This window comes from Candidatus Lokiarchaeum ossiferum (assembly GCA_025839675.1).
Lineage (GTDB): Archaea > Asgardarchaeota > Lokiarchaeia > Sigyniarchaeales > Promethearchaeaceae > Lokiarchaeum > Lokiarchaeum ossiferum.
The window spans coordinates 4027602-4052026 of the sequence record CP104013.1 but is presented as its reverse complement, the minus strand read 5'-3'; the positions used below and the strand labels follow the sequence as shown (position 1 = coordinate 4052026).

Annotated in this window: 21 protein-coding genes; 11 read left to right on the top strand and 10 right to left on the bottom strand. The window is 34.2% G+C overall.

The window, feature by feature from the left end; translation table 11 throughout:
* Nucleotides 1-23 precede the first annotated feature (23 nt).
* Complete coding sequence (locus NEF87_RS17150) at nt 24-443, top strand: hypothetical protein (RefSeq protein ID WP_371802639.1); 420 nt, start codon at nt 24-26, stop codon at nt 441-443.
* Nucleotides 444-473: 30 nt separating this feature from the next.
* On the opposite strand, the gene NEF87_RS17145 is transcribed toward NEF87_RS17150, so the two are convergent.
* Nucleotides 474-2390, bottom strand: a complete 1917-nt coding sequence (locus NEF87_RS17145; RefSeq protein WP_457916803.1) for a hypothetical protein — start codon at nt 2388-2390, stop codon at nt 474-476.
* Nucleotides 2391-2506: 116 nt separating this feature from the next.
* Here NEF87_RS17145 and NEF87_RS17140 point away from each other — a divergent pair, with 116 nt between their 5' ends.
* From NEF87_RS17140 to NEF87_RS17130, 3 genes are all read left to right on the top strand, one after another.
* Nucleotides 2507-3319 (top strand): MBL fold metallo-hydrolase, encoded by an 813-nt coding sequence (locus NEF87_RS17140; protein WP_457916802.1) that lies wholly within the window; start codon nt 2507-2509, stop codon nt 3317-3319.
* A gap of 157 nt (nt 3320-3476) precedes the next feature.
* The gene (locus NEF87_RS17135; RefSeq protein WP_457916801.1) at nt 3477-4709 is read left to right on the top strand and encodes a M28 family peptidase; all 1233 of its coding nucleotides are present in this window, start codon (nt 3477-3479) and stop codon (nt 4707-4709) included.
* A 131-nt stretch (nt 4710-4840) separates the two neighbouring features.
* Nucleotides 4841-6898, top strand: a complete 2058-nt coding sequence (locus NEF87_RS17130; protein WP_457916800.1) for a two-component system sensor histidine kinase NtrB — start codon at nt 4841-4843, stop codon at nt 6896-6898.
* A 36-nt stretch (nt 6899-6934) separates the two neighbouring features.
* Here the strand turns inward: NEF87_RS17130 and NEF87_RS17125 are convergent, their stop codons facing one another.
* Both NEF87_RS17125 and NEF87_RS17120 read right to left on the bottom strand, forming a co-directional pair.
* The gene (locus NEF87_RS17125; RefSeq protein ID WP_457916799.1) at nt 6935-7372 is read right to left on the bottom strand and encodes a response regulator; all 438 of its coding nucleotides are present in this window, start codon (nt 7370-7372) and stop codon (nt 6935-6937) included.
* A 90-nt stretch (nt 7373-7462) separates the two neighbouring features.
* A complete protein-coding gene (locus NEF87_RS17120; RefSeq protein ID WP_457916798.1) occupies nt 7463-10015 on the bottom strand; it encodes an ATP-binding protein in 2553 nt (850 codons plus the stop codon).
* A 198-nt stretch (nt 10016-10213) separates the two neighbouring features.
* Between NEF87_RS17120 and NEF87_RS17115 the strand changes: the two genes are divergently transcribed.
* Nucleotides 10214-11029 carry an alpha/beta fold hydrolase gene (locus NEF87_RS17115; protein WP_457916797.1) on the top strand — a complete coding sequence of 272 codons (816 nt, stop codon included), beginning with the start codon at nt 10214-10216 and terminating at the stop codon, nt 11027-11029.
* Nucleotides 11030-11174: 145 nt separating this feature from the next.
* The gene (locus NEF87_RS17110) at nt 11175-12857 is read left to right on the top strand and encodes a metallophosphoesterase (protein WP_457916796.1); all 1683 of its coding nucleotides are present in this window, start codon (nt 11175-11177) and stop codon (nt 12855-12857) included.
* A gap of 25 nt (nt 12858-12882) precedes the next feature.
* Here the strand turns inward: NEF87_RS17110 and NEF87_RS17105 are convergent, their stop codons facing one another.
* Together NEF87_RS17105 and NEF87_RS17100 are read right to left on the bottom strand one after the other, a co-directional pair.
* The gene (locus NEF87_RS17105) at nt 12883-13467 is read right to left on the bottom strand and encodes a histidine phosphatase family protein (RefSeq protein WP_457916795.1); all 585 of its coding nucleotides are present in this window, start codon (nt 13465-13467) and stop codon (nt 12883-12885) included.
* 1 nt (nt 13468) lies between these two features.
* The gene (locus NEF87_RS17100; RefSeq protein ID WP_371802629.1) at nt 13469-14188 is read right to left on the bottom strand and encodes a TetR/AcrR family transcriptional regulator; all 720 of its coding nucleotides are present in this window, start codon (nt 14186-14188) and stop codon (nt 13469-13471) included.
* Between the two features lie 169 nt (nt 14189-14357).
* Between NEF87_RS17100 and NEF87_RS17095 the strand changes: the two genes are divergently transcribed.
* Both NEF87_RS17095 and NEF87_RS17090 read left to right on the top strand, forming a co-directional pair.
* The gene (locus tag NEF87_RS17095; protein ID WP_457916794.1) at nt 14358-15416 is read left to right on the top strand and encodes a hypothetical protein; all 1059 of its coding nucleotides are present in this window, start codon (nt 14358-14360) and stop codon (nt 15414-15416) included.
* Nucleotides 15417-15462: 46 nt separating this feature from the next.
* Entirely contained in the window at nt 15463-17142 is a 1680-nt protein-coding gene (locus NEF87_RS17090) for an alpha-glucosidase (RefSeq protein ID WP_457916793.1), read from the top strand.
* Nucleotides 17143-17176: 34 nt separating this feature from the next.
* On the opposite strand, the gene NEF87_RS17085 is transcribed toward NEF87_RS17090, so the two are convergent.
* A complete protein-coding gene (locus tag NEF87_RS17085) occupies nt 17177-18064 on the bottom strand; it encodes a damage-control phosphatase ARMT1 family protein (protein WP_457916792.1) in 888 nt (295 codons plus the stop codon).
* A gap of 98 nt (nt 18065-18162) precedes the next feature.
* The gene (locus tag NEF87_RS17080) at nt 18163-18702 is read right to left on the bottom strand and encodes a hypothetical protein (RefSeq protein WP_457916791.1); all 540 of its coding nucleotides are present in this window, start codon (nt 18700-18702) and stop codon (nt 18163-18165) included.
* 178 nt (nt 18703-18880) lie between these two features.
* Here NEF87_RS17080 and NEF87_RS17075 point away from each other — a divergent pair, with 178 nt between their 5' ends.
* Together NEF87_RS17075 and NEF87_RS17070 are read left to right on the top strand one after the other, a co-directional pair.
* A complete protein-coding gene (locus NEF87_RS17075) occupies nt 18881-19576 on the top strand; it encodes a GNAT family N-acetyltransferase (RefSeq protein ID WP_457916790.1) in 696 nt (231 codons plus the stop codon).
* An 84-nt stretch (nt 19577-19660) separates the two neighbouring features.
* On the top strand, nt 19661-20230 hold the full coding sequence (locus tag NEF87_RS17070) for a hypothetical protein (RefSeq protein WP_457916789.1): 570 nt from the start codon (nt 19661-19663) through the stop codon (nt 20228-20230).
* A gap of 16 nt (nt 20231-20246) precedes the next feature.
* Here the strand turns inward: NEF87_RS17070 and NEF87_RS17065 are convergent, their stop codons facing one another.
* From NEF87_RS17065 to NEF87_RS17055, 3 genes are all read right to left on the bottom strand, one after another.
* On the bottom strand, nt 20247-20630 hold the full coding sequence (locus NEF87_RS17065) for a response regulator (RefSeq protein ID WP_457916788.1): 384 nt from the start codon (nt 20628-20630) through the stop codon (nt 20247-20249).
* 232 nt (nt 20631-20862) lie between these two features.
* A complete protein-coding gene (locus NEF87_RS17060) occupies nt 20863-21900 on the bottom strand; it encodes a DNA methyltransferase (protein WP_457916787.1) in 1038 nt (345 codons plus the stop codon).
* Between the two features lie 56 nt (nt 21901-21956).
* Nucleotides 21957-22370, bottom strand: coding sequence for a hypothetical protein (locus NEF87_RS17055; RefSeq protein ID WP_371802620.1), 414 nt, complete (start codon nt 22368-22370; stop codon nt 21957-21959).
* Nucleotides 22371-22695: 325 nt separating this feature from the next.
* On the opposite strand from NEF87_RS17055, the gene NEF87_RS17050 reads away from it, so the two are divergent.
* A complete protein-coding gene (locus tag NEF87_RS17050; protein WP_457916786.1) occupies nt 22696-24279 on the top strand; it encodes a methyl-accepting chemotaxis protein in 1584 nt (527 codons plus the stop codon).
* Nucleotides 24280-24425: the final 146 nt, after the last annotated feature.

Here is a 24425-nt window from a genome sequence, read left to right as displayed (position 1 = left end):
ATTTGATGTTAAATGTGATTATTATGGTATTGAAATCAAGCATGAAAAAATGGAAAGCAGAAATTCATCAGCTCCACAAAGACATGATACAAGCACATTGGGATAAGAATTTGGACTGGTTTACTAAAGATATTGACAAAAATTACATGCGAATTAAAGATGGCGATATTGATTATCCGACAGTTGAAGAAATTCGAACGCAATTTACAAACTATCTCTATAACACCACTTTCTCTCAATACGAGGATATCATGGAACCCATCATAGAAATTGCAGATGATGGTTCAATTGCTTGGTCACTAGTCAAAGTAAAAATTGTTGGAAAGCGCAAAATGGATGATGGTAGCATTGTTAATTTGGATTTTGTGTGCGCATGGATCACAATGTATACCCATATTGATGATAAGTGGATCCGAAAGGGAGAGATCTCGACATTTCGATAAAGAGTAATGTGTTAAACAAAAAAGTAAGCGCTATTTTAGAAGTTCATATCCGAGATTTTTACACAAAATTGGTTCTTTATTTGAGAAAATAATGTAAATTAGCAAGGAAGAAAACGCATCCTCAAGACAGTACAGTAACACATCTTGTTCTCGGTGACAGATTCCACAAACCGATAGAGGCTGTTCACATAATAATTGATCCATACTTACTTCGGCAAGATTGAAAAATGTACTCCCACTCATCTCATGTTTTAATACCGGGCAAGCTTTTCTTTCGAATTCAATCATTTTTTCAAAATGCTTTAAACCTTCGCCTTTCAGATGATGGGCATAATGATTGTTGAAATATTTGGCCGCGTGGAGAACATCTTGTGTATTTATCTGAAAATGACCCCCATCTTTGATAATTTGTCCTTCTGCTTGATTTGTCCCATGGGAAATTACCTGAGAACTCGGGAACGATTTCAACCAAGTCTTCATTTCATCCATCAATTCCCGGTGAGAATCATTGATGGGATAAATATCATCAACTGAAATTAGTTTCACTGAATAGGATAGATCTGGGTATATCACTACCCCTAAAATACAAAAAACTCGATTATGAAATTCCTCGTTATCAAAAGCGATCACTGGTTTCGTATGAGTAGTGAAAAACAGTTCCAAATCCTCGCGATAGGTTTGAATGTGCGCTTCGATAACTGGATTATAGACTTTTGTAATGAGTTCCGAACTGATGGAGGCCATTTGATTTGGAGAAGGCCCTGATTTTTTCATCCATTCTTGATGAAGCATTTTTATTCTTTTCTGTTCAAGGTCATTCATCCGATTTTGTTCATCAAGGGTTTTTTGACGAGTTGTTTCCAAATCACTAAGATTTTTTTTCAATTTTGTATAGATGGAATAAAGATCGTTTTTTATTATTGGATCTTCAACTAAGTCCACTTTTTTTAGGAGTTGATCTAATAAGGGAGTGAAATTCTTCCGAAATCCAAAGAAGAAAAGGTCTTCCATGATGATTTCTTGATATTGTTTTGAAAATTGAGGAAATTTTTCAAGTAAAATCTCAATCTGTTTAGGATTTCCCCCCGCAATTAGCCCTCTTAAAGTATCTTCCATTTGGCGAGGTGAAATTTTAGATTCTTCCTGAAATTCAACAAGATAAGCGGAAATTGCGTGATTAAAGTACATTTCGCCATTTAATCTGAAAAATTTAAAATAATTCATCTCTGAGCTATATAGAATCGAAAAAAAATGATTGGATAGGGATTTATCGTCAATAGCAAAAATGCTTTTGGAGATACTGATTCCAATTTGGGATGAAATAAAATTGCTTTCAGCTAAAAAACCCATCCACTTTTGCATCCAAGCTTTGACATGAGGTTGAGCGACAGGATGTTGAAATAATCGCTTCGCAAAATATGAAAACAACAACCAGATATGTCTTACATGGCGGGGAATTTTTCGCATACGATTCGATATATTCGGTGTCAATAATTCGCATAATTCAAGAATATCCGAATTACTTCCTTTCTTAATGAGATTTCGAATTACTTCCTTTAATTCTTTATCTGTGGAAGAAGGATTCACTAAAATATCCCACTCGAATTGATGACGGGCAATACTAAAACACGAGTTACAAAGAACTTGATAACGAGCATTCAAAAATAAATTTTTAATCCGAACTACAAACATATCCTTATGATTTAACTCAAAAGTGTTTCCATTTTTCACCAACATGCGTTGTTTCTGGCGATTGCTTAACTGTTTTAACATGTGACGCGATGCATTCAATGGGATAAATTCAAAGCGGAATATTTTCAATTGACTAGATAGACACGATTTTTTACAGTTTTGACATACTTCATGTGAAGAAAGGATTTTATTGCTTTCAGTAGTAAAGAAATGTTCTAATTTTTCAAGTAAAATTGTTTGCGGATTCGTTTTCATCCCCAAATATTACTTGGGCAAAAGATTGTTTAAATATTTCTGCTATTTTTATGATTTTATGAAATTCTATAAAAAAACAATTATATAGTTAGAAACTTAAACACATACAGAGGCTTATGGGTTCAGTTCGGCAATTTGGTCCAATATCAATAATTCGTATGGGAAAACGGTTATTTGGAAGATTAATTTATCCTGTTCATTGTTTTGTTTTAGAAGACACATTAATCGATACAGGAAGCAAATCAGGAAGAAAAGAATTTCTTGAAGCTCTAAAAAAATTTCAGATTAATACGGCGATAATCACCCACTCGCATGAAGATCATATCGGAAATAACCAGATTTTGCAAAAAAGGTATAATATTAATACATTGGCACATAAAAAGGCAATGGAGATCATCGAAAACCCAAAACTTCTCAAACTTCTTCCCTATCAGAAAATTGCATGGAAATTACCAGAACCATCTACAGCAACAGAAATAGGGGACTCTGTGTCCATTGGCAAGTATAAATTGGAAGTGATTTATACCCCCGGCCATTCGATTGATCATATATGTCTTTTTGAACCGACTAATGGATGGTTATTTACAGGAGATTTATTTTTAGGACGAAAGATAATGTATCTACGCAAACTAGAGAGTTTTTATGAAACATTACACTCGTTGAGAAAATTAGTTGCTTTAGATGTAAAAACCGTGTTTTGTGGTTTTAAGGGTATTGTGAAAGATGGAAAAGAAGCGATTCAAGGTAAGATTACATATATGGAACAACTTAGAGAAAATGTACTATCTCTTGCGGAAAAAAAATATTCTACCAAGCAAATTTGCCGAAAAACTTTAGGTAGGGAAGATTTTATGTGCTATATGACTGGTCATGATTTTCAGAAACAACACTTAATTGACCAGATTTTGGAGAATCCAGCAAGAGGGTAATTGAAATTTATATAATAAAGAGCAAAATGACATTAAAATTAATAAAAATCAATAAAAATGTCCTGCTGTCCTTATCATCGTTATCATGAATGATTTGAGAAAAAAAATTTGGGCTGAAGAAAGTTCTAAATAGAGTGCGAGTCAACATAGAATCAATATGATTAATGAAATGATTCAATATTCTGATGTGAAGTTAACCCTAGAATTCACTGAAAGAATGATTCAAACTTCGGGAGAACGATTAGCCGGTTCACCAGGATCGAAAAAAGCTGCCGATTCGATAAAGAAAGAATTTGAATCTTATTGTGATTCGGTAACAACTGAGAAATTCACTTTTTCCCCCAACGCCTTTCTGGGTTATATTAGATTGTTAGTTATTTTATATGTGATTTCGACGGTATTTTTATGGATTCAACGACCTTTTTATTCCGTTGTGCTTATTTCCATAGGAATTTTAACCATGGTTATGGAGTTTTTCTTCTATAAGGAGTTTATTGATCCGCTTTGGCAAAAAAAAACGGGTCACAATGTGATTGGAACAATTGAACCTGAAGATGAGGTCAAACAGCAAATCATTATAAGCGGCCATCATGATTGTGCGTATGTATTCAATTTTCTTTATTACCAGCCCAAATTGTACCCTCTTCGATTATACGGTGGACTGGGAAGTGTGTTTTTTATGTTCTTAATCCCACTTATTTGGAGTATATTTAAGCTTATTACAGGACGCGAACCACTATTAGGGACGATCTGGAAAATTACTGCCACGATACTCCTCCTTTTGGTTTTACAAATGTGGTTTTTTCGGGGAAATAAGGGAACCCCCGGTGCAGGAGATAATATGATCGCTGTAGCGGTAGCCAATCAAATGGGATATATCATAGCAAATGCGAAAAAAAATGGTCAACCATTGAAACACACCAGAATTATTCTTGGGAGTTGGGATGCAGAAGAAGCAGGATTACGTGGAGCGCGAGCCTATTGCAAACTTCATGAAGACGAATTAAAAAAAATTCCAACGTATAATTTCAATATGGATTGTCTTTACACTTTAGATGATTTATTCTTTTTGACAACAGACATCAACGGTAGTGTTAATTTATCCGAAAAAATGGCTAAAGAATGTGAGCAAATTGCACATCAAAAGGGATACAAGGCAACGAAAAAACCCATCGCATTTCTTACCGGTGGAACCGATGCAGGAGAATTTGGAAAAATTGGAGTAGAAGCAACCTCTTTAATTGCTATGCCATGGGGAAATGATTCTCGTGCTTCAGTTTACCATACCCCCGATGATAAAGTTGAAGCAATCGAGCCGGAAATTGTAAAAGCATCCTTGAAAATTCTACATGAATATTGTATGCAAAAAGATCAAAAGATCTCAATTTAATTTTTTTCCATTTTTGATTAACTCTATATATTTTTTTTTGATTCTGAACAAAATTGTCGAATTGAAGAGTATTTAAGCTTCAATATACTAAGGTTCTTGAAACAAAACTAGGAATTGGAGATTCCAGTGACATGATGTTAAAAAAATGGTTGTTTGAAAGCAATTTGGTTTATGGTTTTATTGAATTTTTCATCGGTGTCGCTTTATTAATATTTACTGTTCAATTATATTTGCTCTGGAAACGAAAACAAAATTCTATTTTGAAAGGGTTTGTATTATATTATATATTTCTTACCGTTGCCACTTTTTTGGAATCATCGCGCAAATTTGTGTGGGGATTATATACAGAAGGTATGGATACATCCTATGTTTTGCTTATCATAGATGAGGGTTCATTAGGGCGCACATTTTTATTGTTAGCAAACGTAGCATTCATGAATTATATCAATAAGACATTTTCCCAAAAACGTCAAATAATCAAAGTGTTAATGCATTCTTATTCATTGACATTGATTATTTTCTACTACTTTCCTTACTTTCATACCATATATCTCAAAATTTTGGTTTTAATTCAATCTTTACTCGTATTTGTACCAGCTATGGTCAAAGCATACTATTTTGTTCACCATACCTCAAATTACTCAAAAAAAAAGATGTTAAATGTCTTTCGATTTTGCTTAGTGCAAAATCTCATTTGGATCACAAATGTCTTTGATGGATTGTGGGATTTGGTTTTTGATCTTAATTTTGGACCGTTTTACTATACTATGTGCATACTTACCCTTACTGCAGTATATTTTGCCTATGAAGGGAATTTCAAAATAGATTTGGAAAGTATACCTACAATCAATACAGATAATATTTTGTACCCATCTAAAAAAATAAAAGGCAACCAGAAGGAACCCACTATATCCAAGAATGGAGGGAAAGAATATATCCTACTTTCATGTCCATTTTGTTTTGAATCATCCTACTATAGAATATCCTCAGAATTGCATGAAAGGTGTATCTCTACAAAAGGTCAATTGACATCGGTTTTCATTCGAAGTGGAATCATATGTACACACCCGTTTATTGTCTATATCGACCAACATTTAGATATTCGAGGTTATGAAAGATTAGATTACTCGAGGGATATCGATCTTTTGCTAAAAAATTTGCCCGATGCTGTTTTTCATGTTAGTTATGATACAACCGTTATTGATATTTTTGGTAATGAAGAAGTATTATTTCAACCGAGAGAACACCAAATTGGAAAAAAAATCATTAATCTCATTCCAAAAGATGTTGGATTTAAAACAAAAGCATGTATTGAGCAAGCAATTGATCAAAAAAAGATAACATCAATAACATACTCATTAGAAATAAAAGGTGAAAAGCATTATTTTGAAGCTCGATGCATTCCAACATCACAAAATACAGTTTTATCGGTAATACGGGATGTAACCGAATTAAAGAAAGCAGAAAAAAAAATCTTGGTTGAACAACTACGTTTTGAAAAAATTGAATCCCTTGCTGTATTAGCAGGAGGAATTGCCCATGATTTTAACAATTTATTGGTAAGCATATTAGGAAATGTGGATCTCCTGCAATACGAAGACAATTTATCCCACGAAGGAAAAGAAATTTTGAGTGATTTGACAAATGCAGGTCAAAGGGCGAAACAGTTAACCCAGAAACTGCTCACTTTTTCTAAACGAAATCCCACTATCAAAACAAAAAATTCCTTAATTCAAATTCTCGATGATTCAATTTCATTAGCTATGCGGGGATCAAAATCTAAAACAGATGTTAAGATTATTGGAGAGATTCCAGAAATTGAGTTAGACTCAGGCCAAATAAACCAATTATTTGACAATCTCCTTCTAAATGCCCAGCAAGCAATGCCCCAAGGAGGAATCATAACGATTACGATAGAATTAAAGGAAGTATTTCTTCAAGATGAAACCCCACTTTCTCAAGGAACTTACATTCAAATCTCGTTTGAAGATCAAGGGAAAGGCATCCCCAAGGAACAACAAAAACACATTTTTGAGCCATATTTCACCACTAAAACAAAGGGAAATGGTTTAGGGCTGGCCAGTTGTTATTCAATCATGCAAGAACATGACGGATGGATTACTTTTGAATCCGAAGCTAATCAAGGAACAGTATTCAAATTATATTTTCCAATTCAAAATCCTCAGTGAAGTTAATAAAATTAGGAAAAAAGTTGAAAAGAAAGATTATATGTTAGGACTTTGATTTAAGACCAACCAATATAACCCAAGTTGTTTGATTGCCTCATGAAATTGATTAAAATCAACGGGTTTACAAATATAACTATTTGCACCGAGATCATAACCCTTTGCAACATCAGATTCTTCTTTGGAGGTTGTAAGAATGATCACCGGAAGCCTTTTCGTCAATTTATTTTCTCGGATTTCTTTTAAAACCTCTAAACCACCCATTTTAGGCATTTTAAGATCTAAAAGAACCACCTCTGGTTTCAATGATGTATCCCGCCCTTCCCATTTCCCTCGCCCAAAAAGATAATCTAAAGCTTGAACCCCATCATTAGCAACAACCACTTCATTTAAAATACTGTTTTTGCTCAAGGCTCGTTTGGTTAATAGAATATCATCTGGATTATCTTCAACCAGCAAAATTATTTTTGATGACATCAATTCTTCACTACATATCGTTATCTATTGAGTTTCTTAAAGCTTTTTGCTAAATAAAAAATTTAATTGAAGCATTTTATTTTTCGATCTTCAATTTAAAGTAAAATAGAAAGTAGCTCCTTCATTAACTTTGCCTTCGGCCCTTATTGATCCCCCATGTTTATGAATAATGCGCTGAACAGTGGCCAATCCAATTCCTGTTCCTTCAAATTCATTTACTGAATGTAAACGTTGAAATGTCCCAAAAAGTTTGTTATAGTAATTCATATCAAAACCTGCACCATTATCTCGCACAAAAAATGTTATCTGCTCATCTAATAACATTTTTCCAAATTCAATTTGTGGATTCAGAGTATTCTGAGTAAATTTCCAAGCATTTTCGAGTAAATTTTGCAAAACAGAACGAATTAATTGATAATCGCAAAAATGAATTAGATCTTTTTGAATTTTTATTTTTATTTGTCGTTCTGGATCTGCTGTAAAAAGATCATCGATAATATCCTGTGCAATAGAGCTAAGATTTACAGATGCTTTATGGAGTTCCATCCGAGTCAAGCGAGAAAGTTGCAACATATCATTGATTAAATCACCCATCCGCTGAACTCCAGATCGAATCCTTCGAAGATAATCTTGGCCAGTTTCATCTAAAACATTGTTATAATCTTCTAAAATAGCCTGACTAAACCCATCTATCCCACGCAAAGGAGCTCTTAAATCATGGGATACAGAATATGAAAAAGTTTCCAATTCTCGATTAACTGCTTCTAGCTTCAGAGTTCTTTGCTGAATGCGTACTTCTAAATCTTGATTTAAGTCTTCAATTTCTTTACTCAACCTTTTTTGTTCAGTGATATCTCGAAATACGGTAACAAAATACCCTCTTTCTGGACAATAACTTGATACGGCAAAATGTTTGTTTAACCCTTGAGAAAAATTCTCGAATGTAATAGATTTTCCACTTAATGCAACCTTTCCATATGTTCCAATCCAATCTACAGTATCATCTTTAATATTGGGTACTATCTGGGTCACTTTTTTTCCAATAGCCATTTCTCGCGTAATCCCAGTCATTTCTGTGAAAGCGGGATTGATATCAATAAACTCATAATCTATTGGAGAGCCATGTTCATTTAGAATAATGGCATGGTACGCATACCCATCTAACATGTTATAAAATAAATTATAGTATCTTTCTTGGGATTTGATAAAATTTTGCGTAGTTTTAACTTTTTCAGTAATATCAAGGGCATATAGATTGATTAGATCGGTATTCTCTATGGATTTTAAAAAAATAGAATAAAATTTTTCTCCAATTTGTGTTTCCACTTTCCCAATTTTGGAGGTATTGTGAACTTTAGTTAATTCCTGCAATATTTCAGCTGCATAAATATTGTGATTTCTAAAACCCCAGAATTGCAATAGAGGTAGGCTTGCTTTATTATGGTATTTGACAAAACCATTACGATCTAAACGAATAACGGGATTTGGATTTTGCTCTGGAAACTTTGAGAGCATCTTAATTTCAGAAATATCATAGGCATAAATGTTTATCATGTTTGAATCGGGAATGGGGATAAATATGACAAAAAATGTGAGGGCTTTAACATCTACATTTAGCTGGACAATTTTTGATTCCATTTTCATTGCATCAAGAGGATTTATTACTTCCTCTGAATTTAGGAATTCTCCATCAAAATTCCATTTTTTTAAAAGAGGAGAACTTGCTTTATTATGAAATAGAACTTTACCATCCATGGAAATTCGCATTACAGGGAATGGATTTTCTTCGGGAAATTTAGCCAGCATTTTTACTTTCTGTCGGAAATTAATTTTTTCCGTAATATCGCTAAACAAAAAGCACCCAGCAAATATTTTGCCCTTTTCATTAAAAATGGGGTAACCTTTAGCTTCACACCAAAATTCTTTACTATCACTCGATCGTTTAATAAGAAGAGTTTCAGGTTTAGTAAATTGTCCATTAATCGCTTTAATGAGAGGATATTCATTTACAGCTACAGGATTTCGATTTTTATCAAATATATCCCAAAATCCATCTATCTGATTCAGATTTACCACACTTTTTGATTCTATTCCTAATAATGATACTGCAATTTGATTTATGAATAAAATTTTTTTTGAATTTGCATCTGCAATGATCAGCCCATCTGGACTTTGCTGAAGTGTCTGATTTAATAGAGCTTTAGTAATTTCTAAATCTTGAATCAGTTGTTTTTCAGCAGTTTTATCTTCGTAAACTGCAACAATTTCATTACCAGGCATTTTAAAAATAAAATTATCACGCCAACCTTGGATACGTTCATCTTGATACATTCTGAGAGGAAATTTTTGCGCGTTACCTGATTTCCAAACATTTTTTAAAATTTCCAGTAATCCAAATTGTTCAACTCCTGGAAACGTCTCTATAAGACTTCCTCCCTTCACATCCTCAAAAGAAACGTGTTCAGTTTGACAAGCTGAAGGATTTAAATTAATGATTTGAAAATCGGACCCATCTTTGATTGGCTTATATATTGCTACTGATTCACGAACGTTATTTAACAAAGTATAATATTTTGATTTATAAAGCGCAAGTTCTTGTTGGAGATTTGTGATTTGTGTTGCTTCTGGAGAGGGGTCGGTCATTAAAGATCACCTTTTTTTTAAGAAGAAAATTAGCATTTCCCGCCAGTTTTCATCTCAAGTTCACATAAACGAATAGATGCTAAATAACTTCTGTTGAGGAATTTAGATAAATATTTTCGCAGTGAAAAAATCAATCAGATTTCTTTCTTAGTTGATATTGAAAAATATTTTAATTGGGATAAAAAATAAGAGTAATCAATGACCATCGAACAATGGCAACAGTTTGATCTTGAAATTAATGGCATTAACCTCCACTATACTCGAACGGGAGGAAATAAGCCGATTCTAATCTTATTGCATGGATTTACAGATTATGGACTTACTTGGACTCGAATTGCCGAGACTTTAGAATCGGATTATGATATAATCATGCCTGATGCTCGAGGGCATGGAAAAAGCACAATGACTGAATCCGGATTTGACGTTCCAACTATGGCAGAGGATATAGCCCATCTTATTCTAAAATTGAGAATTCTGAATCCCATTATAATGGGTCATTCGATGGGAGGCCAAATTGCAACACTACTCGGAGCAAACCATCCAAATTTAATTTCCAAAATCATTTTAGAGGATCCAGCCTATCTCTTAAGTAAATCTTCCCGCTTCATATCAAAATTTATTGGATTCCTGTTTAAATCAATGGTAAAAATGAATATGAAGAAAAATGAAACGCAAATTGAAGATTGGTGTCGGAAAAGAAACTCTCATTGGCATGAAACTGAAATTATTCAATGGGCTCATGCCCAAAAAGCATTTGCAACAGAAAAATCTCTTTCAATGATGAACTTAACCACTTTTCCTTCTCAATGGGTTGAGGTTTTCCCAAAGATAAATTGTCCAAGCCTTCTAATCATACCAGAGAAAGGAATGCTACGAATTAAAAGTGCGCGCAAAATCCAGCCCAAATTTAAAAATTGTTCTATTGAATACATCAAAAATGCAGGACACAATGTACGTAGGGATAATTATCCAGAATTTATTCAAGCAGTTAACACATTCTTAGAAAGCAATTAGAGCATTTTCCCGCGGAACTGATCAAAAAATTATCGATGATATTGAAATTTTTCAGAGCACGATTGAATTTGCACAAATTTGTTCTCTTTTTTCCTTGATTTGAATTGAAAGAAAGTTATATTAACTTCTTCATCCAAGAGCTTTTATGGAAACAGAAAAATCAAGATTATTTCCTCCAAATTTTGGAAAAAAACTTCTTTTCGCATTTAGCATTGTATTATTTATCAGTTTTTTTCTCCTCTTACTCATCATTCAACCAATTTGGTTTGATGTAAATCGATTTATCAACGATATGACAGACCTTAATATAAATTGGATTTTAATTATAGCGATCCTTATAATTGGAGTTATTGGCATTGAAATTTATCGATATGTGTATCATTTTTCAACATTGATTGTTGAAGAACAACATAAACCGAAGTTAGGAGACTATATTAGAATCGTTTTCTTCAATATTTTCTGTGTTGCCCTAACTGTAGTACTACTATCTGAGATGGGCAATGAAAAAGTGCTCATAAAGTATGGATTTCTTTCGATTTTACCTTGGATCTTTTTCGGAATATCTTTAACCCTATTTATTTTAATTCAACCAAAATTGGCTTCCTTATGGAAACGACCACTTAAAATAAAAGCACAAGCTATCGGGACGAATTTACTCCTTGGAATGTTAATAATTGCATCGGTTTCTTTTATTAACAATCCATCCATGGGGAAATCAACCATGAATACGGAACCTTATCTCCAATATCTTGGTGAAAATTCATTTTCGATCATGTGGTTGACTAATCGTGACTCTTCCAACTGGGTGCAATATGGTTTAGACGATACATTGGAACATAAAGTATACAGCATGAAGGATGGATTAAAAGATGTCTCCCAAATAGGAACAGTAACTCTTGAAAATTTAACTGCGGGATCCACCTATTATTATAAAGTTTTTTCTCAAGAGATCAAACGAATTTTCCCAATTAATGCTATATTTGGGAAAATCGTAGAAAGTGACTTATATCAGTTTACTGTACCCCAAACAAATCCAGAAGAACTATCATTCTTATTGTTTTCGGATATTCATGAACAATCACACCTTTTTTCCCCCTTATTAGAGCTGGGAGGAAAGTCACCTTACGATATTGTCTTTCTAGATGGGGATATATTAAACCATGTGGATAGCCCCCAACAAATTGCTGACCAGATGATCACTCCCCTAACTGATGAATTTGCTTCTGAAATACCTTTTGTCTTTGTCCGAGGAAACCATGAAACTCGGGGAGAACTTTCCCGAGATTTTTTGGATTACATCGATACACCTACAGGAAATTATTACTACTCTTTTAATCTTGGTCCCGTTCACTTTACAATATTAGATTCGGGTGAAGATAAAGACGATTCCCATGAAGAATATTCCGGTTTGAATGATTTTTCAACCTATCGAGAAGCTCAGACTGCGTGGTTAGAGAAGGAAGTTGTTTCTGATGCCTATATTAATGCAACATATAGAATCGTTTTAGTTCATGCTCCGCTTAATGAATATCTTACGGAATCTGACGCAGGATCATTTTTGGATTACCAACAGGTTTGGTGCGATTTATTAAATTCAACTGGAACAGATATGACTATATCAGGTCACCACCATGAAAATGTCAAGTATGCTTCATCTTCTGAATTTAATCCCTATAATTTCCCAATGATTGTGACTGGGGGCTATGAGCTAGAAGATCAAGCCATTCTACGTTGTGATATCTCAGCAACGGGGTTAGAACTATATGTATTACAAGATGATGGCACAGTGGAAGGTGAAAGAGTCTTAGAATATACCATTACAGCATGAAAAGAAGCATCTTATTTTCCCTTTTTTAATTAATTCTTAAACGAGAGAGATCATGAAGGATTGATCCCGATTCAACTGCCCCCCATGCACAGAAGGAGAGATTACACCATCGATTAAACATTGCATTGCCATCATTCAATATACCAAGAAGATCAGCAAAAAAAAGGGATAAAATGGTCCCATGAGATACAATCAATATATCTTCCGATAAATGACGTTGCTGAATTTCACTAAGAGTCTTTTTGAAACGATTTAAGCCCCGTCGAAAAGTTTCTGACCCGGATATGGATAGATCTAAATTTTGAAAACATTGGAATTTTAAATCCTTAAATTGTTCGGGGTCTGATAGAGGTAATCCCTTAAAATGAACTTCATCAAGACCCGCGTGACAATCTAGCAGAAGTTTATGTTGTTCAGCAAAAGGAGATATAGTTAAATATGTTTTCTTTTCCATTGAGCAATAAATGTGCTTAACAGTAGAAAAGTGTGGGAAAAAGGCAATTTCCTGGCTCATTTGAATTCCCTGAGGGGACAATTCCCAAGTGTGGGACGGTATGGTTAAATCCACCATTGTGGAGGCATGACGTAAAAAAAAGATTTTGGAACTCATTTCATTGCACATTATATTTTTCCAATAATCCCCGACAAATTAAATCAAGCATTTCTTCTAAAATAGCTTCTTCTTCCACACCCTTTGTTTTAAGAACCTTATTTCGGTGTTTAAATTCGTAAATAGTCCCACTTAACATCACCGGGAACATAATCGATAATAGATTAGTTATTTGATTGTTAGATGCTATTTCTTTTGCATTTGAGGATTTAAAAAACTCTTCTTCCACAATATCCATTACGATCTTACGATTTCGTTCCCATTCGGTGCGATATTCTTCTTCACTAAATGTTAAAGAATTTATTTTGGTTTTATTAATAATTCGAACATATTCTCCTTTTTCACCCAACATATCCAATATCTCATTATATTTTGGATTCTGGGATGAAAAATGGTAATAAGCCATCCCCAATCCTTTAATCTTTTCAGAAAAGGAGCCATCCTTCTGAACACTCTCCAAAATCAAAGCCGAAAATTTTCGATAACTATGGGCCGCAAAAGCAAGGAATAGATCATCTTTAGACTCAAAATAACGATAAAGAGTAGGTTTACTTAACCCTGCCTCTTTAGCAATATTATCCAAATTTAACTTTTCAAAATTGACGTATCCATCTGCATCACATAAACGTTCTACGGCATCAAGAATATCTTTACGTCTCCGAATTCGATCGCGTTCCTTTCGATCTATGATTTTTTTGTCAGAAGTATTTGGTTGCGTCATTAATATCTAATCCCATAAAATTTGATTCTCATGAGTAGTTATCTTTTCTTACCAAAAAATGTTTTTGGGAAATAAATATTATTGCGAAAAATTTCATCATATATCTTTTCGATTAAAAGATAAGGTTATTATCGGAAGCAACTTAGAGTTGGCATATAGGTTCAAATATATGATAACTCTGGTAGATTGGATCAATGCGTTTTTTTTCTGGGTCATTGGAATATTGCTCTTCATTCATACAATTCAACGATGGAATTTTCCACCTAAAAAGACCGTTCGATATTCAGAACTCATTCAAGGGATGTTATTTCTATTAATGGGCTTTTATATTTTGACTCTCTTTTCCCAAAATTCGCTTTTTCCCCGCATTCTTTTCGGTATTTACCTCTCATTGATCATCTTTTTTTTAGGTTTGAATGTTTTTCCAAATGTTATTAGAAAATGGCTTAATCCTTCTTTTCGCCAAGAAATTTCCTATGAAAGTTTTCTGACCAATTTACGACAAAAATATGATCAACAAGAACATGCCGTTAAAGCAGATCGAGTGAAAGATTTTAGCCGCAAGATTTTGCATTTCTTTCAATTTGCGGGATTGTTGCTGACTCACGAAATAACACAACATTTTGAAAGTGAAATAATTTCCCTCGGAATTTCTGCCATAGGATTTAGAAACTTCATTTATTTCATAGTAGCAGGCCTTTTTTGGATTATGATGGTCATCGGAGATCTGCTACGGATGGATCATTGGGAGTTTCTTCCAAAGTGGGGATGGAAATGGTATGAAAAATCCCTCGAACCAACTCGCGAGAGTTGGACATTAAATGCGGCCACACCAATATTACTCGCTAATCTTACTTGGATTCATCCCATAGTACCATTTCAAGTTTTACTCTCTGCGGCGTGGGTCAGCTGTATCGCGGATGCTTTTGCTTCTATAATTGGAAAAAATTTTGGGACCCATCATTTGGATAAAATAGGTATCGATAGTAAAAAGACATATGAAGGGTTGATTGCGGGGATTGTATCCACATTTCTAGGCATTTGGTTGATTTTCGTTCTATATCCAGTTTCTTCCTTTTCCCTTCTCATAATTTTTGGACTTGCCTTGGTTAATTCAATAGCATTTGCCTTCATCGATTTATATAGTCGCAATGTGTCAGACAATTTGTTAAATAGCTTGATGCCAGGCAGCCTTACATGGCTGAGTATATTTCTCTTTTCATTGTGAATTCATTTTCCATAGATTTTTTACGATTAAAAACGAACTGGAAATAATGACACGACAACCGGAAACAGATTTGTGGTGGAAAAAGACCACTGTATATCAAATCTACCCACGATCATTTATGGATAGTTCTGGAAATGGCATTGGAGATCTCGAAGGCATCATTTCTAAGTTAGATTATGTCAAAGATTTAGGTGTAGAAACGATTTGGTTTTCACCCTTTTATACCAGTCCCCAAGAAGATTTTGGATATGATATTGCTAATTATAAAGATATTGCACCAGAATACGGGACTATGGCAAATTGTGATAAATTAATTCAAGAAATTCATGATCGAGGCATGAAAATAATAATGGATTTGGTTTTGAATCACACGAGTGATAAACATCCCTGGTTTTTGGAATCAAAATCAAGTCGCGACAATCCTAAACGGGATTGGTATGTATGGCAAGATGGTAAAAAACCGAAGGGAAAAGCACCACCTAATAATTGGCAAGCGCGAATTACAGGGAGTGGATGGTATTATGATGAAAATACCGATCAATGGTATTGGGCACAGTTTCTACCTTTTCAGCCAGACTTAAACTATCGAAATCCGGAAGTAAAAGCAAAAATGTTTGGAACTGTGCGATTCTGGTTAGAAAAGGGGGCAGATGGCTTTCGATTAGATATCATTGACTCCCTTTATGAGGATGCAGCGTTCCGAAATAATCCACTTTCTCGACATCTCTTACCATCGGAGGATGGAGTTCTATTTAAATCCACCAAAATGACGATGCATCATCCCGATACCATGATCTTTGTTCAGGAACTGCGTAAATTGATAGACGAATACTCCAACCCATCGCGATTTCTAGTCGGAGAAGTAGAGGGACCCATGCCCACTATAAAAAAATATTGTGGTGAAGTAAACAATCCAGGATTGAATTCCATTTTCCTCTTTGAAACCTTAGGAGTTAAATTGCAACCTAAAACAATACGAAAGCTTCTCAATAAGTTTAATCAATATTATCCAGATCCATTCATTCCAACATGGGTTTCTTCAAATCATGATATTATGAGGCGAATTTCCCGGTTCAACAACGATTTAGAAATAGCAAAATTAAATGCAGCCTTGCAATTAACCGCTAGAGCAGTTCCCTACATTTACTATGGTGAAGAAATTGGTCTTCAGCAGAATAGTATACCCCTTAGTGACTCTTTAGATGCAGTTGTTTCGCGATTTAGAAAATTACCCAAAGTCATACAAAAATTGTTGCAGAAAATTACAAGTGAAGCCATCCATCGTGATAATTGTCGAACCCCAATGCAATGGACACCATCTCAGAATGCAGGATTTTGTTCTCCATCCATTAAACCATGGCTTCCTGTGTCTTCTGGATATCAAGATCGAAATGTTGAAACCATGTATAATAATCCCGATTCGATTCTTCACTGTTATAAACGGTTTCTTCAGATTCGAAAGCAATATTCGGTACTAAACTCCGGAAGAATGACCCTAATTGCCTCAGAATTACTTCCAAAACAAGTCTTGGGCTTCTCCCGATGGATAAAAACAAGTGATGTTAAAGAAGAAGTGAATATATTTCTGAATTTTGAAGATACTTTGGTGGAGTTCAGTAATCCAACGGCCTCCAAAAACATCATTGCTTCTACAACAATTGTAAAAGCGGAGAATAATGAGCAAAAGATAATATTGCGTCCCTATGAAGCAATAATAATGGAATAAGAAGTGCTTTTTTTCTGTTTTTTTTCCTGCAACTTCAATTCCATTTTAAAGGCATTTGTTCTCGGTGATAGAAAATTAGAGAACCTACAGGCACGTTGAACTTTGAAGCAACGAGATTACACTTTGCTTTTAACAGAAAATACAATGACGAACGATTTAATGGAATCCCATCCAAGGATTCAAAATTACCTTGACCTTTGGATAGGATAATGTCCGCTTCTTTGAAGGCTTGTTGAAATTGTGTGGTAGTTTGCTCCATTATAACACCAGGGCTGGCGGAACCTTCTACAATAGTGCAATAGTTCTGAAGATCTAGATCTTTGATATCATTGATTGTCACATCATTTATCGCGGGACCTCCCCGTACTGCGAACGTAATGAACTTGGAGGGATAATTAAGATGAAGAAATTCAATTAAAATCAAGTCAAATACCACCTCCCCAGTATTATCTCCGATAATCATAATTTTTTCAGCTTTTTGAAAATCTGAAATAAAATCCTTGTAATGATTGATTTTTAAAGAATTTAGGGAGAATTCAGCAACATCTTTTTCAATGTCGATTGTATGGGGGGTTCCAAAATCAATTGTATTGCCCATAATTGCAATTTTAATAGCTGCTAATAAGGGATCTTCTGAGATTGCAATTTCATTTTTCAATATTGGGATTAATTGTAATGCCCGATGATTATACTCCTCCTTCAATTTTTTGTAAGGATCTATTTGCCCAATATTTTCTGCTATTGTTTGGTAAACTATCTGACTATAATAGGGCATGAGCAGCGAATTAACTCGGGCCAAGCGCCCCATGATTTTTTTTTGTAAATTCACAATCTCACTATTGGAATAAGGAATTTGTAACGTTTTATAGGCCTTTTCTACTTGTCCTAAAAGACAAGTTAAACATACGCTCTGAAGATCCATCTTAATAAGTAGCTTAATCTAAGGCAGAAAATGAATATTTGGAAAAGTTACGAATTTCTTCAATTGAGTTAGTATATAAAAGAAGAAAAAATCGGTGTTCAACCAAATTTAACTGTCAATCCAGTCTGAGGAACCGGAATTCCGGAAGTCCCATCAACATAACTATGATTTCGTAGATCGTTAAGTAATTCCTTAGGATCCAAATGCTTTCCGATTAATCGTTTATATTCGGCGGGAGTTTCTCGCTCAGGATTAGCATTGTAAATTTGTAGTTTTTTAATTCCAGTATCTATTGCTTTTCGACACATCGCCCGAATATAGTACCGATTAAATTCCCCTTCAGCAAGGGCTTCGTTGGCATTTTTGGGAACATCGACCAATATCACTCCTCCCATCGCCATCATGCGTTTTTCTTTTACTTTTATGGCATCTTCCGTTTTTAATTCCGTAGCTAATGTCGTATCATTTCCATAGAGAATCGCATTTTCTAAGAGATTTTGATACATGTTCTCCCCCTTTTCAGATAACCGAGGGCTAAAATACAATTTTTTATTTTTTTGATCCAACTTAAACTCTTCATCCATTAGCTGACGAGTTTTTTCATCCAAATTTTCTAATTTTAATCCGATTTTGCTCACCTATCTCGATATGGAATTTGATTTAATTGGTGAAAGTAGTTGTCTGTAAATTAACGGGTTCCGAATTATTACCTATAACTCACTGGATTCAAGTTATTTTTTAAAATCTTCCAAATATCATATCAATCTTCGAAACTGATCCTTTTAAAGTTAATCGAAAATAATAATAATTATCAACATGATGGGATTTGAGTGTAATACTGGCAATTATGTCATTGAGAAAATGCTCACAGAAGACGATCCCTATATTTCCCAACTTGAAGCAATTTATTTAGAAGCTTTTCCCCCGAGTGAAACTATCCCCTTTAGGACGATATTAAAAAAATTTGAAAAACTTAAAGAAAGAATTTATTACTGCAGAAAAGAGAATGAAGTTATAGCCATTGCTCTAATAGCTATCTTTGAAGATCCTTCCTTTTTACTTTTAGATTACTTCGCTTTGAAAAAGGAATGGCGAGGAAAAGGAATCGGAACAGCATTTCTGAGGCATTTAGTTCAATATTCAAACGAACAAGATCCTAATTTGTTATTAGTCGCAGAAGTTGAAGATCCAGAATATGGAGAAAAGAAAAACTTAAAAATGCGACGAATACAATTCTATCAACAGGTAGGGATGAATGTACTGCAGAATGTTGTTTATTTCTTGCCCCCGTTAAATGAGAAAGAAGTTAAATACGAATATGAAATAAATCCCGAAGTGTTTACGCATCTGAAATTATTAGTGGTTTCTTCAAAATCTTTAGAAGATTTTTCCCCTGTGATAGTCAAGTCTATTATTGTTAAATTATATACTATTCATTATAAACTTAAAAATTACTCTGCAGTATTACAGATGATTTTAGAAAATGTTCCTAATTCCCTAATATTTATTTAAACTTGAAGTAAAATAAATTGGAACTTTTGTGGGAAAAAAGTGGGATCTTTCTAAAATGACTTCTTTTAATGGAGATCTTCTTCGATGAAATTGAGGATCATGCACAGCTCATCTTACTTTCAATCAACACCAAATAATTTTAACTGGTATCAGCATCATATCACCCCAAATTGGTTATTTTGCACGGTTAATGAGTTAGAGGGGTTTGATGATGATGGAATGATCATTAGCAAAGATCTCTGTGAATCACAAACTTCCTACAATGCCCCCGAATTCTCTTTAGAAGGAAAAATTAGAATTCAAACAATTACTTCAAGCCACGAAATGTGGATAAATTATATTGCAACAGACATTTTGAACGAGAATAGTACGGGTCAACTCGAGAAAGATCGTCTTGAAGAGCAATTCTTATTCCACTTGATGCCAAACCTAAAATTAAATAACTGGTTAAGTGAAGCGGGGCATTTTTACTCAAAAAGGGTCATTCACGAGATTTTAAATGATCACGTGTATGGACAAGCTTTGGTACCTCAACATATATTCGAGAATCTGAAAATATCTCATGGTGATATGATCATTCTCCGAATGGATTGTTATGAACCTGGAAATTTAGATACCATTATGAAATTAGAAAATTCATGTGTTTGGATTTGAAAGAAATCTATGAAATTTAATCGTTATTTTTTTTAAAATAAAGTTTTTCTTCCAGGGATTGTAAATCGAGGGGTTTTAAAACAATTTCAGTCACACCGTAAGAATTCAACCTATTGATTTTATCATTTTCGGGAAATCCAGTCATAATATACACGGGAATGTCAGATCCCATACCCCGAATATCTTTTACCATTTCATCTCCATCTTTCCCAGGCATTTTTAAATCGGATAAAATGGCACCAATATTTTGATTTTGCTTCAATATTTCCATAGCATCCTCTGCATTAGAAGCAACCACAACATTATGCCCTTTCTTAGTCAAAAATTTGTCAAGCAGTCTCAAAATCGATGAGTCGTCATCTATTACCAGAAGCGGAGCTTCATTAGATTTTTCAGCCATAAGACACTACCAATTTTTTTTATTCGGTACATTTTGGTGAAGAGTTCCATAAATATGTTTGACAATATTATACTAAATGAATAAAGAAACATTATTCATAAAAAGGTTTCGATTTCCGATCCCCATCTCCAATAATTTTGATGAGGCAAATGAATTCAGATCAATTCTTCAAATAAGTAGAAATTCTATGATATAAAATCAACCTTATATTTTTTTACTTTCCTTGATCTGATTAATACTTTTCAATGATGTATGCTGGAAAATTTGGATTTGAAGCATGTTTTTTTCCAAGTTCATAGGTCACTCGTTGGACGAGCAAATCAAAAACTGTTAATTTCGGATCAAAAATAATTTCTGGGTTTTGCTTTTTGATCAATTCTGATATTTTTAAAGGGTATTGGATCCCAAAATACCGAAATTCTTTGCGAATCAAGTGAGAATACTGCGTAAGTGCACAAAATAGTGACCCACTACCAGCAAAAAGATCTAATACTAAATCATTTTCTTGCAGAGCAGATAGAGAAAGTATGCGATGTAGAAGATCGAGGGGTTTTGGATTCAGAAATCGGAAATACTGTTCAGGAATGATCTTATTCAAGGATTCCAACAATTCTGTTCTGGCTTGCACGCTGGAAGATAAATCTGTCCAAACGGATTCAAAGCGATTTAGTTGATACGTATTGGAGAGAGCAAATTTGGATTGTGAATGAAATTGTTTATATTTATCAAAATTCTTGGCATATATCAGACAATAGGTATGATTGAAGGTAAAAGAAGCATTACTTTTTATCCCTTCCATGGATTTCCAGATAACAGTCCCAACAAAATTTTTCTCCCCAAAAATGTTGTCCAATAAAATTTTGAAATAGGGAAATTCTTTTTCATCAATAGTTGCAATAAGCAACCCTCTTTCTTCCTGCAACAACTCGTGAACCAACACTAACCGAGGATGCATCATTTCTAACCATCGCTTATGGGAAACTCCACTATTCCAATAGGAAGGTGTCTTGGTTGGAGAATCGTTTTTTATGAAATCGTTCCGGCTATTATAGGGGGGATCAACGAAAGCAAGATTCACAGATGATTGATTGTTTTTTTGTAAGGTTTTTAGCACGTCCAAATTATCTCCCTCAAAAAATTGAAATCTCATATTCGTCTTAGGATTGGTTCGAGATGTATCTACTATAAATTCCTTATTTGATGGACGGAGAGCCAATCTTAAGGATTCATTTTTTGATTTCCAGGAGAGTAAAGAATTTTTCTGAGACATGCTAATAAGAATGAAAAGGGGGGGGAAAATTAAAATTTAGTTGGAATCCCAGAAGTTTACAAACAAACGGTAAGACTGTGAAATCGCGTATCTAAAATAAAATTTATTTTTTCTTTTAACTCATTGAAAATATTGGTGGGATTGCGAAAAGAATTCTTTAATTTAATAAAAATCTCCGTCGAGACTTCCTTTATCAAAACCATATCACATTCTCCTTGAATGAAAAACACAAAATAGATGGATTTTTTTTCTTGAAGAAAATCCTTTTGGACAATAACAATGTTGGATTTGCCCTTCCCTTCCCCGAAGGTAATCGTCGCTAATTTTTGATGGAAAATTTGATTGGAAATACTTGAGATGGCCGAAATTAACCCTGCCAGTAGGGTTTCATCCATCTCGGGAAAATTACCAAAAATGCGGTTGAAAAATGGAAAGCCCAAGGAATCGCAGATCTGCAAACATTTAATCATATTTGTTACTGGTTATTTAGACGACTTAATTAACTTGTTCATTATACATTGTTGGACATAACTCATTGATAATATTTTGATTTTAAAGAAAAATTCTCTTGAACTGGAAGGTGATACTATGTTTTATCAATACATACAAAATTTGTTCGATTTGAATTTGAAATTATCCCAAAAATAATTCCAATCCTATTTAAAGCTGTATTTCGGAAAAAAAAGTATTTAATTTGAATAATTGTTGTCAAACTTTAGTTATAAATGAATGGTAAGAAACATGACATGTATATTCACTTTGAATAGTTATTCGTTGAAAAAGGAGAATTCGTTTATGAGATATAATAGAAGAAAAATGGCCCAAGATCTTCCTGTTGGGATTATGTTGGTGAACAATGACTTTAAAGTCTTTGAAATTAATGATAAATTCACCCAAATCACGGGTTTTTCAGATGAAATTATAGGAACAAAATGTTTTGATCACTTCAAAACCAAATTTTGCAACACTGATAAATGCCCTGTTGCTATGGCGAAAAAACAAAAACACACGATTGATGTGCAAGATTTAAAAATTGGAGATCAAACACTTCAAATTGGAGGGTCTCCTTTAGTGAATGCTCGCGGACAAGTGATAGGAGGAATGGAAACCTTTGCTGATGTGACGGAGCAACGAAATGTGGTAACTGGACTCCCAGTTGGAATAATGACAGTAGATAATGATTTTAAAATCACACAGATCAATGATCGTTTCACGAAAATAACCGGATTTTCTGAGGCAGTACTCGGAACAAAATGCCATGAGCAATTTAAAACAAAAGTTTGCTTAACAGAAAATTGTCCTGTAATGAAAGCGAAACAAGCAAAAGGAGTTGTGGACATGCAAGATTTAAGTCTTTTAGGCAAGGTTATTCAAATTGGGGGCGCACCGATTTTTGGAGTGGGGAATGAAATCGTCGGAGGTGTGGAAACATTTCAAGATGTCACAAATCTTAGGACATTAGTGACAAATGTGCAGCAAATTGCGGGAGAAGTTTCTTCAATGTCCACTCAGATTGCGGAATCGAGCAACCAAATAAATTTATCCGTGCAAGAAGTCACTGGAGGCACACAAGAAGTAGCCAAAGGGGCTCAACATCAAACCCAATCTGTGAATCAAATATCCACCGCAGTATTAAAAGTTCAAGATATTAGTAATAAGATTGTTGATGATTCAGCAGAACTTGCGAAGCAGGGAGAAGATGGTCAAAACATGGCCCAAAAAGGAAAAGATCTGACCGATGATTTAGTCATTCAAATTGGGGAAATTACTAAAGGAGCTGACAAAGTCGCCCAAACCATGGGATCGCTGGAAGTCAAGAGCAAGGAAATTAATAAAATTGTGGAAGTGATTGCAGGTATTGCTACAGAAACTAACCTTTTAGCCCTTAATGCTGCAATAGAAGCGGCCCGCGCAGGTGATGCTGGAAAAGGTTTTGCAGTCGTAGCAGAACAAGTCCGAAAACTTGCTGAAGATTCAAAACAAGCCGCAGATCAAATAAATGATCTGATTAAGGCCATCCAAGTAGAAGTTTCAGATGCTGTTTCCGCAACTAACGATACTGTGCGATCGATCGAAAAAGGAGATGCATCTCTAAGCGGAACCAAAGTCCAGCTCGACGCATTATTTCAAGTAATTAATTTGACAAATAATGGAATTAAGCAAACAATCGACAATGTATCTGGACAAGATAAGGATATCACCAATATTGTCGAAAGTGTTGAAAAAATTAACGTTGTTATTGAGCAAAGTTCCGGAACTGCACAAGAATTATCTTCCTCCACAGAAGAAATGGCTTCAACGCTAGAGGAAATGAGTGCGGCGGCGGAAGAATTAAATGCGGCGGCAGAAAAGCTATTTGAAGAAGTCAAGAAAATATAAAAAAAATTTTTTTATTCTTTATCTTTATGGTAATTTGAGTTTGGATTTGAAAACCCTAACTTTTACAATACTTCTATAAATCAAAATTATTTTAAATCTTATTTTGCAGCTTTTTCAAGCGCCAAGCGATTTTTTGGAAGAATATT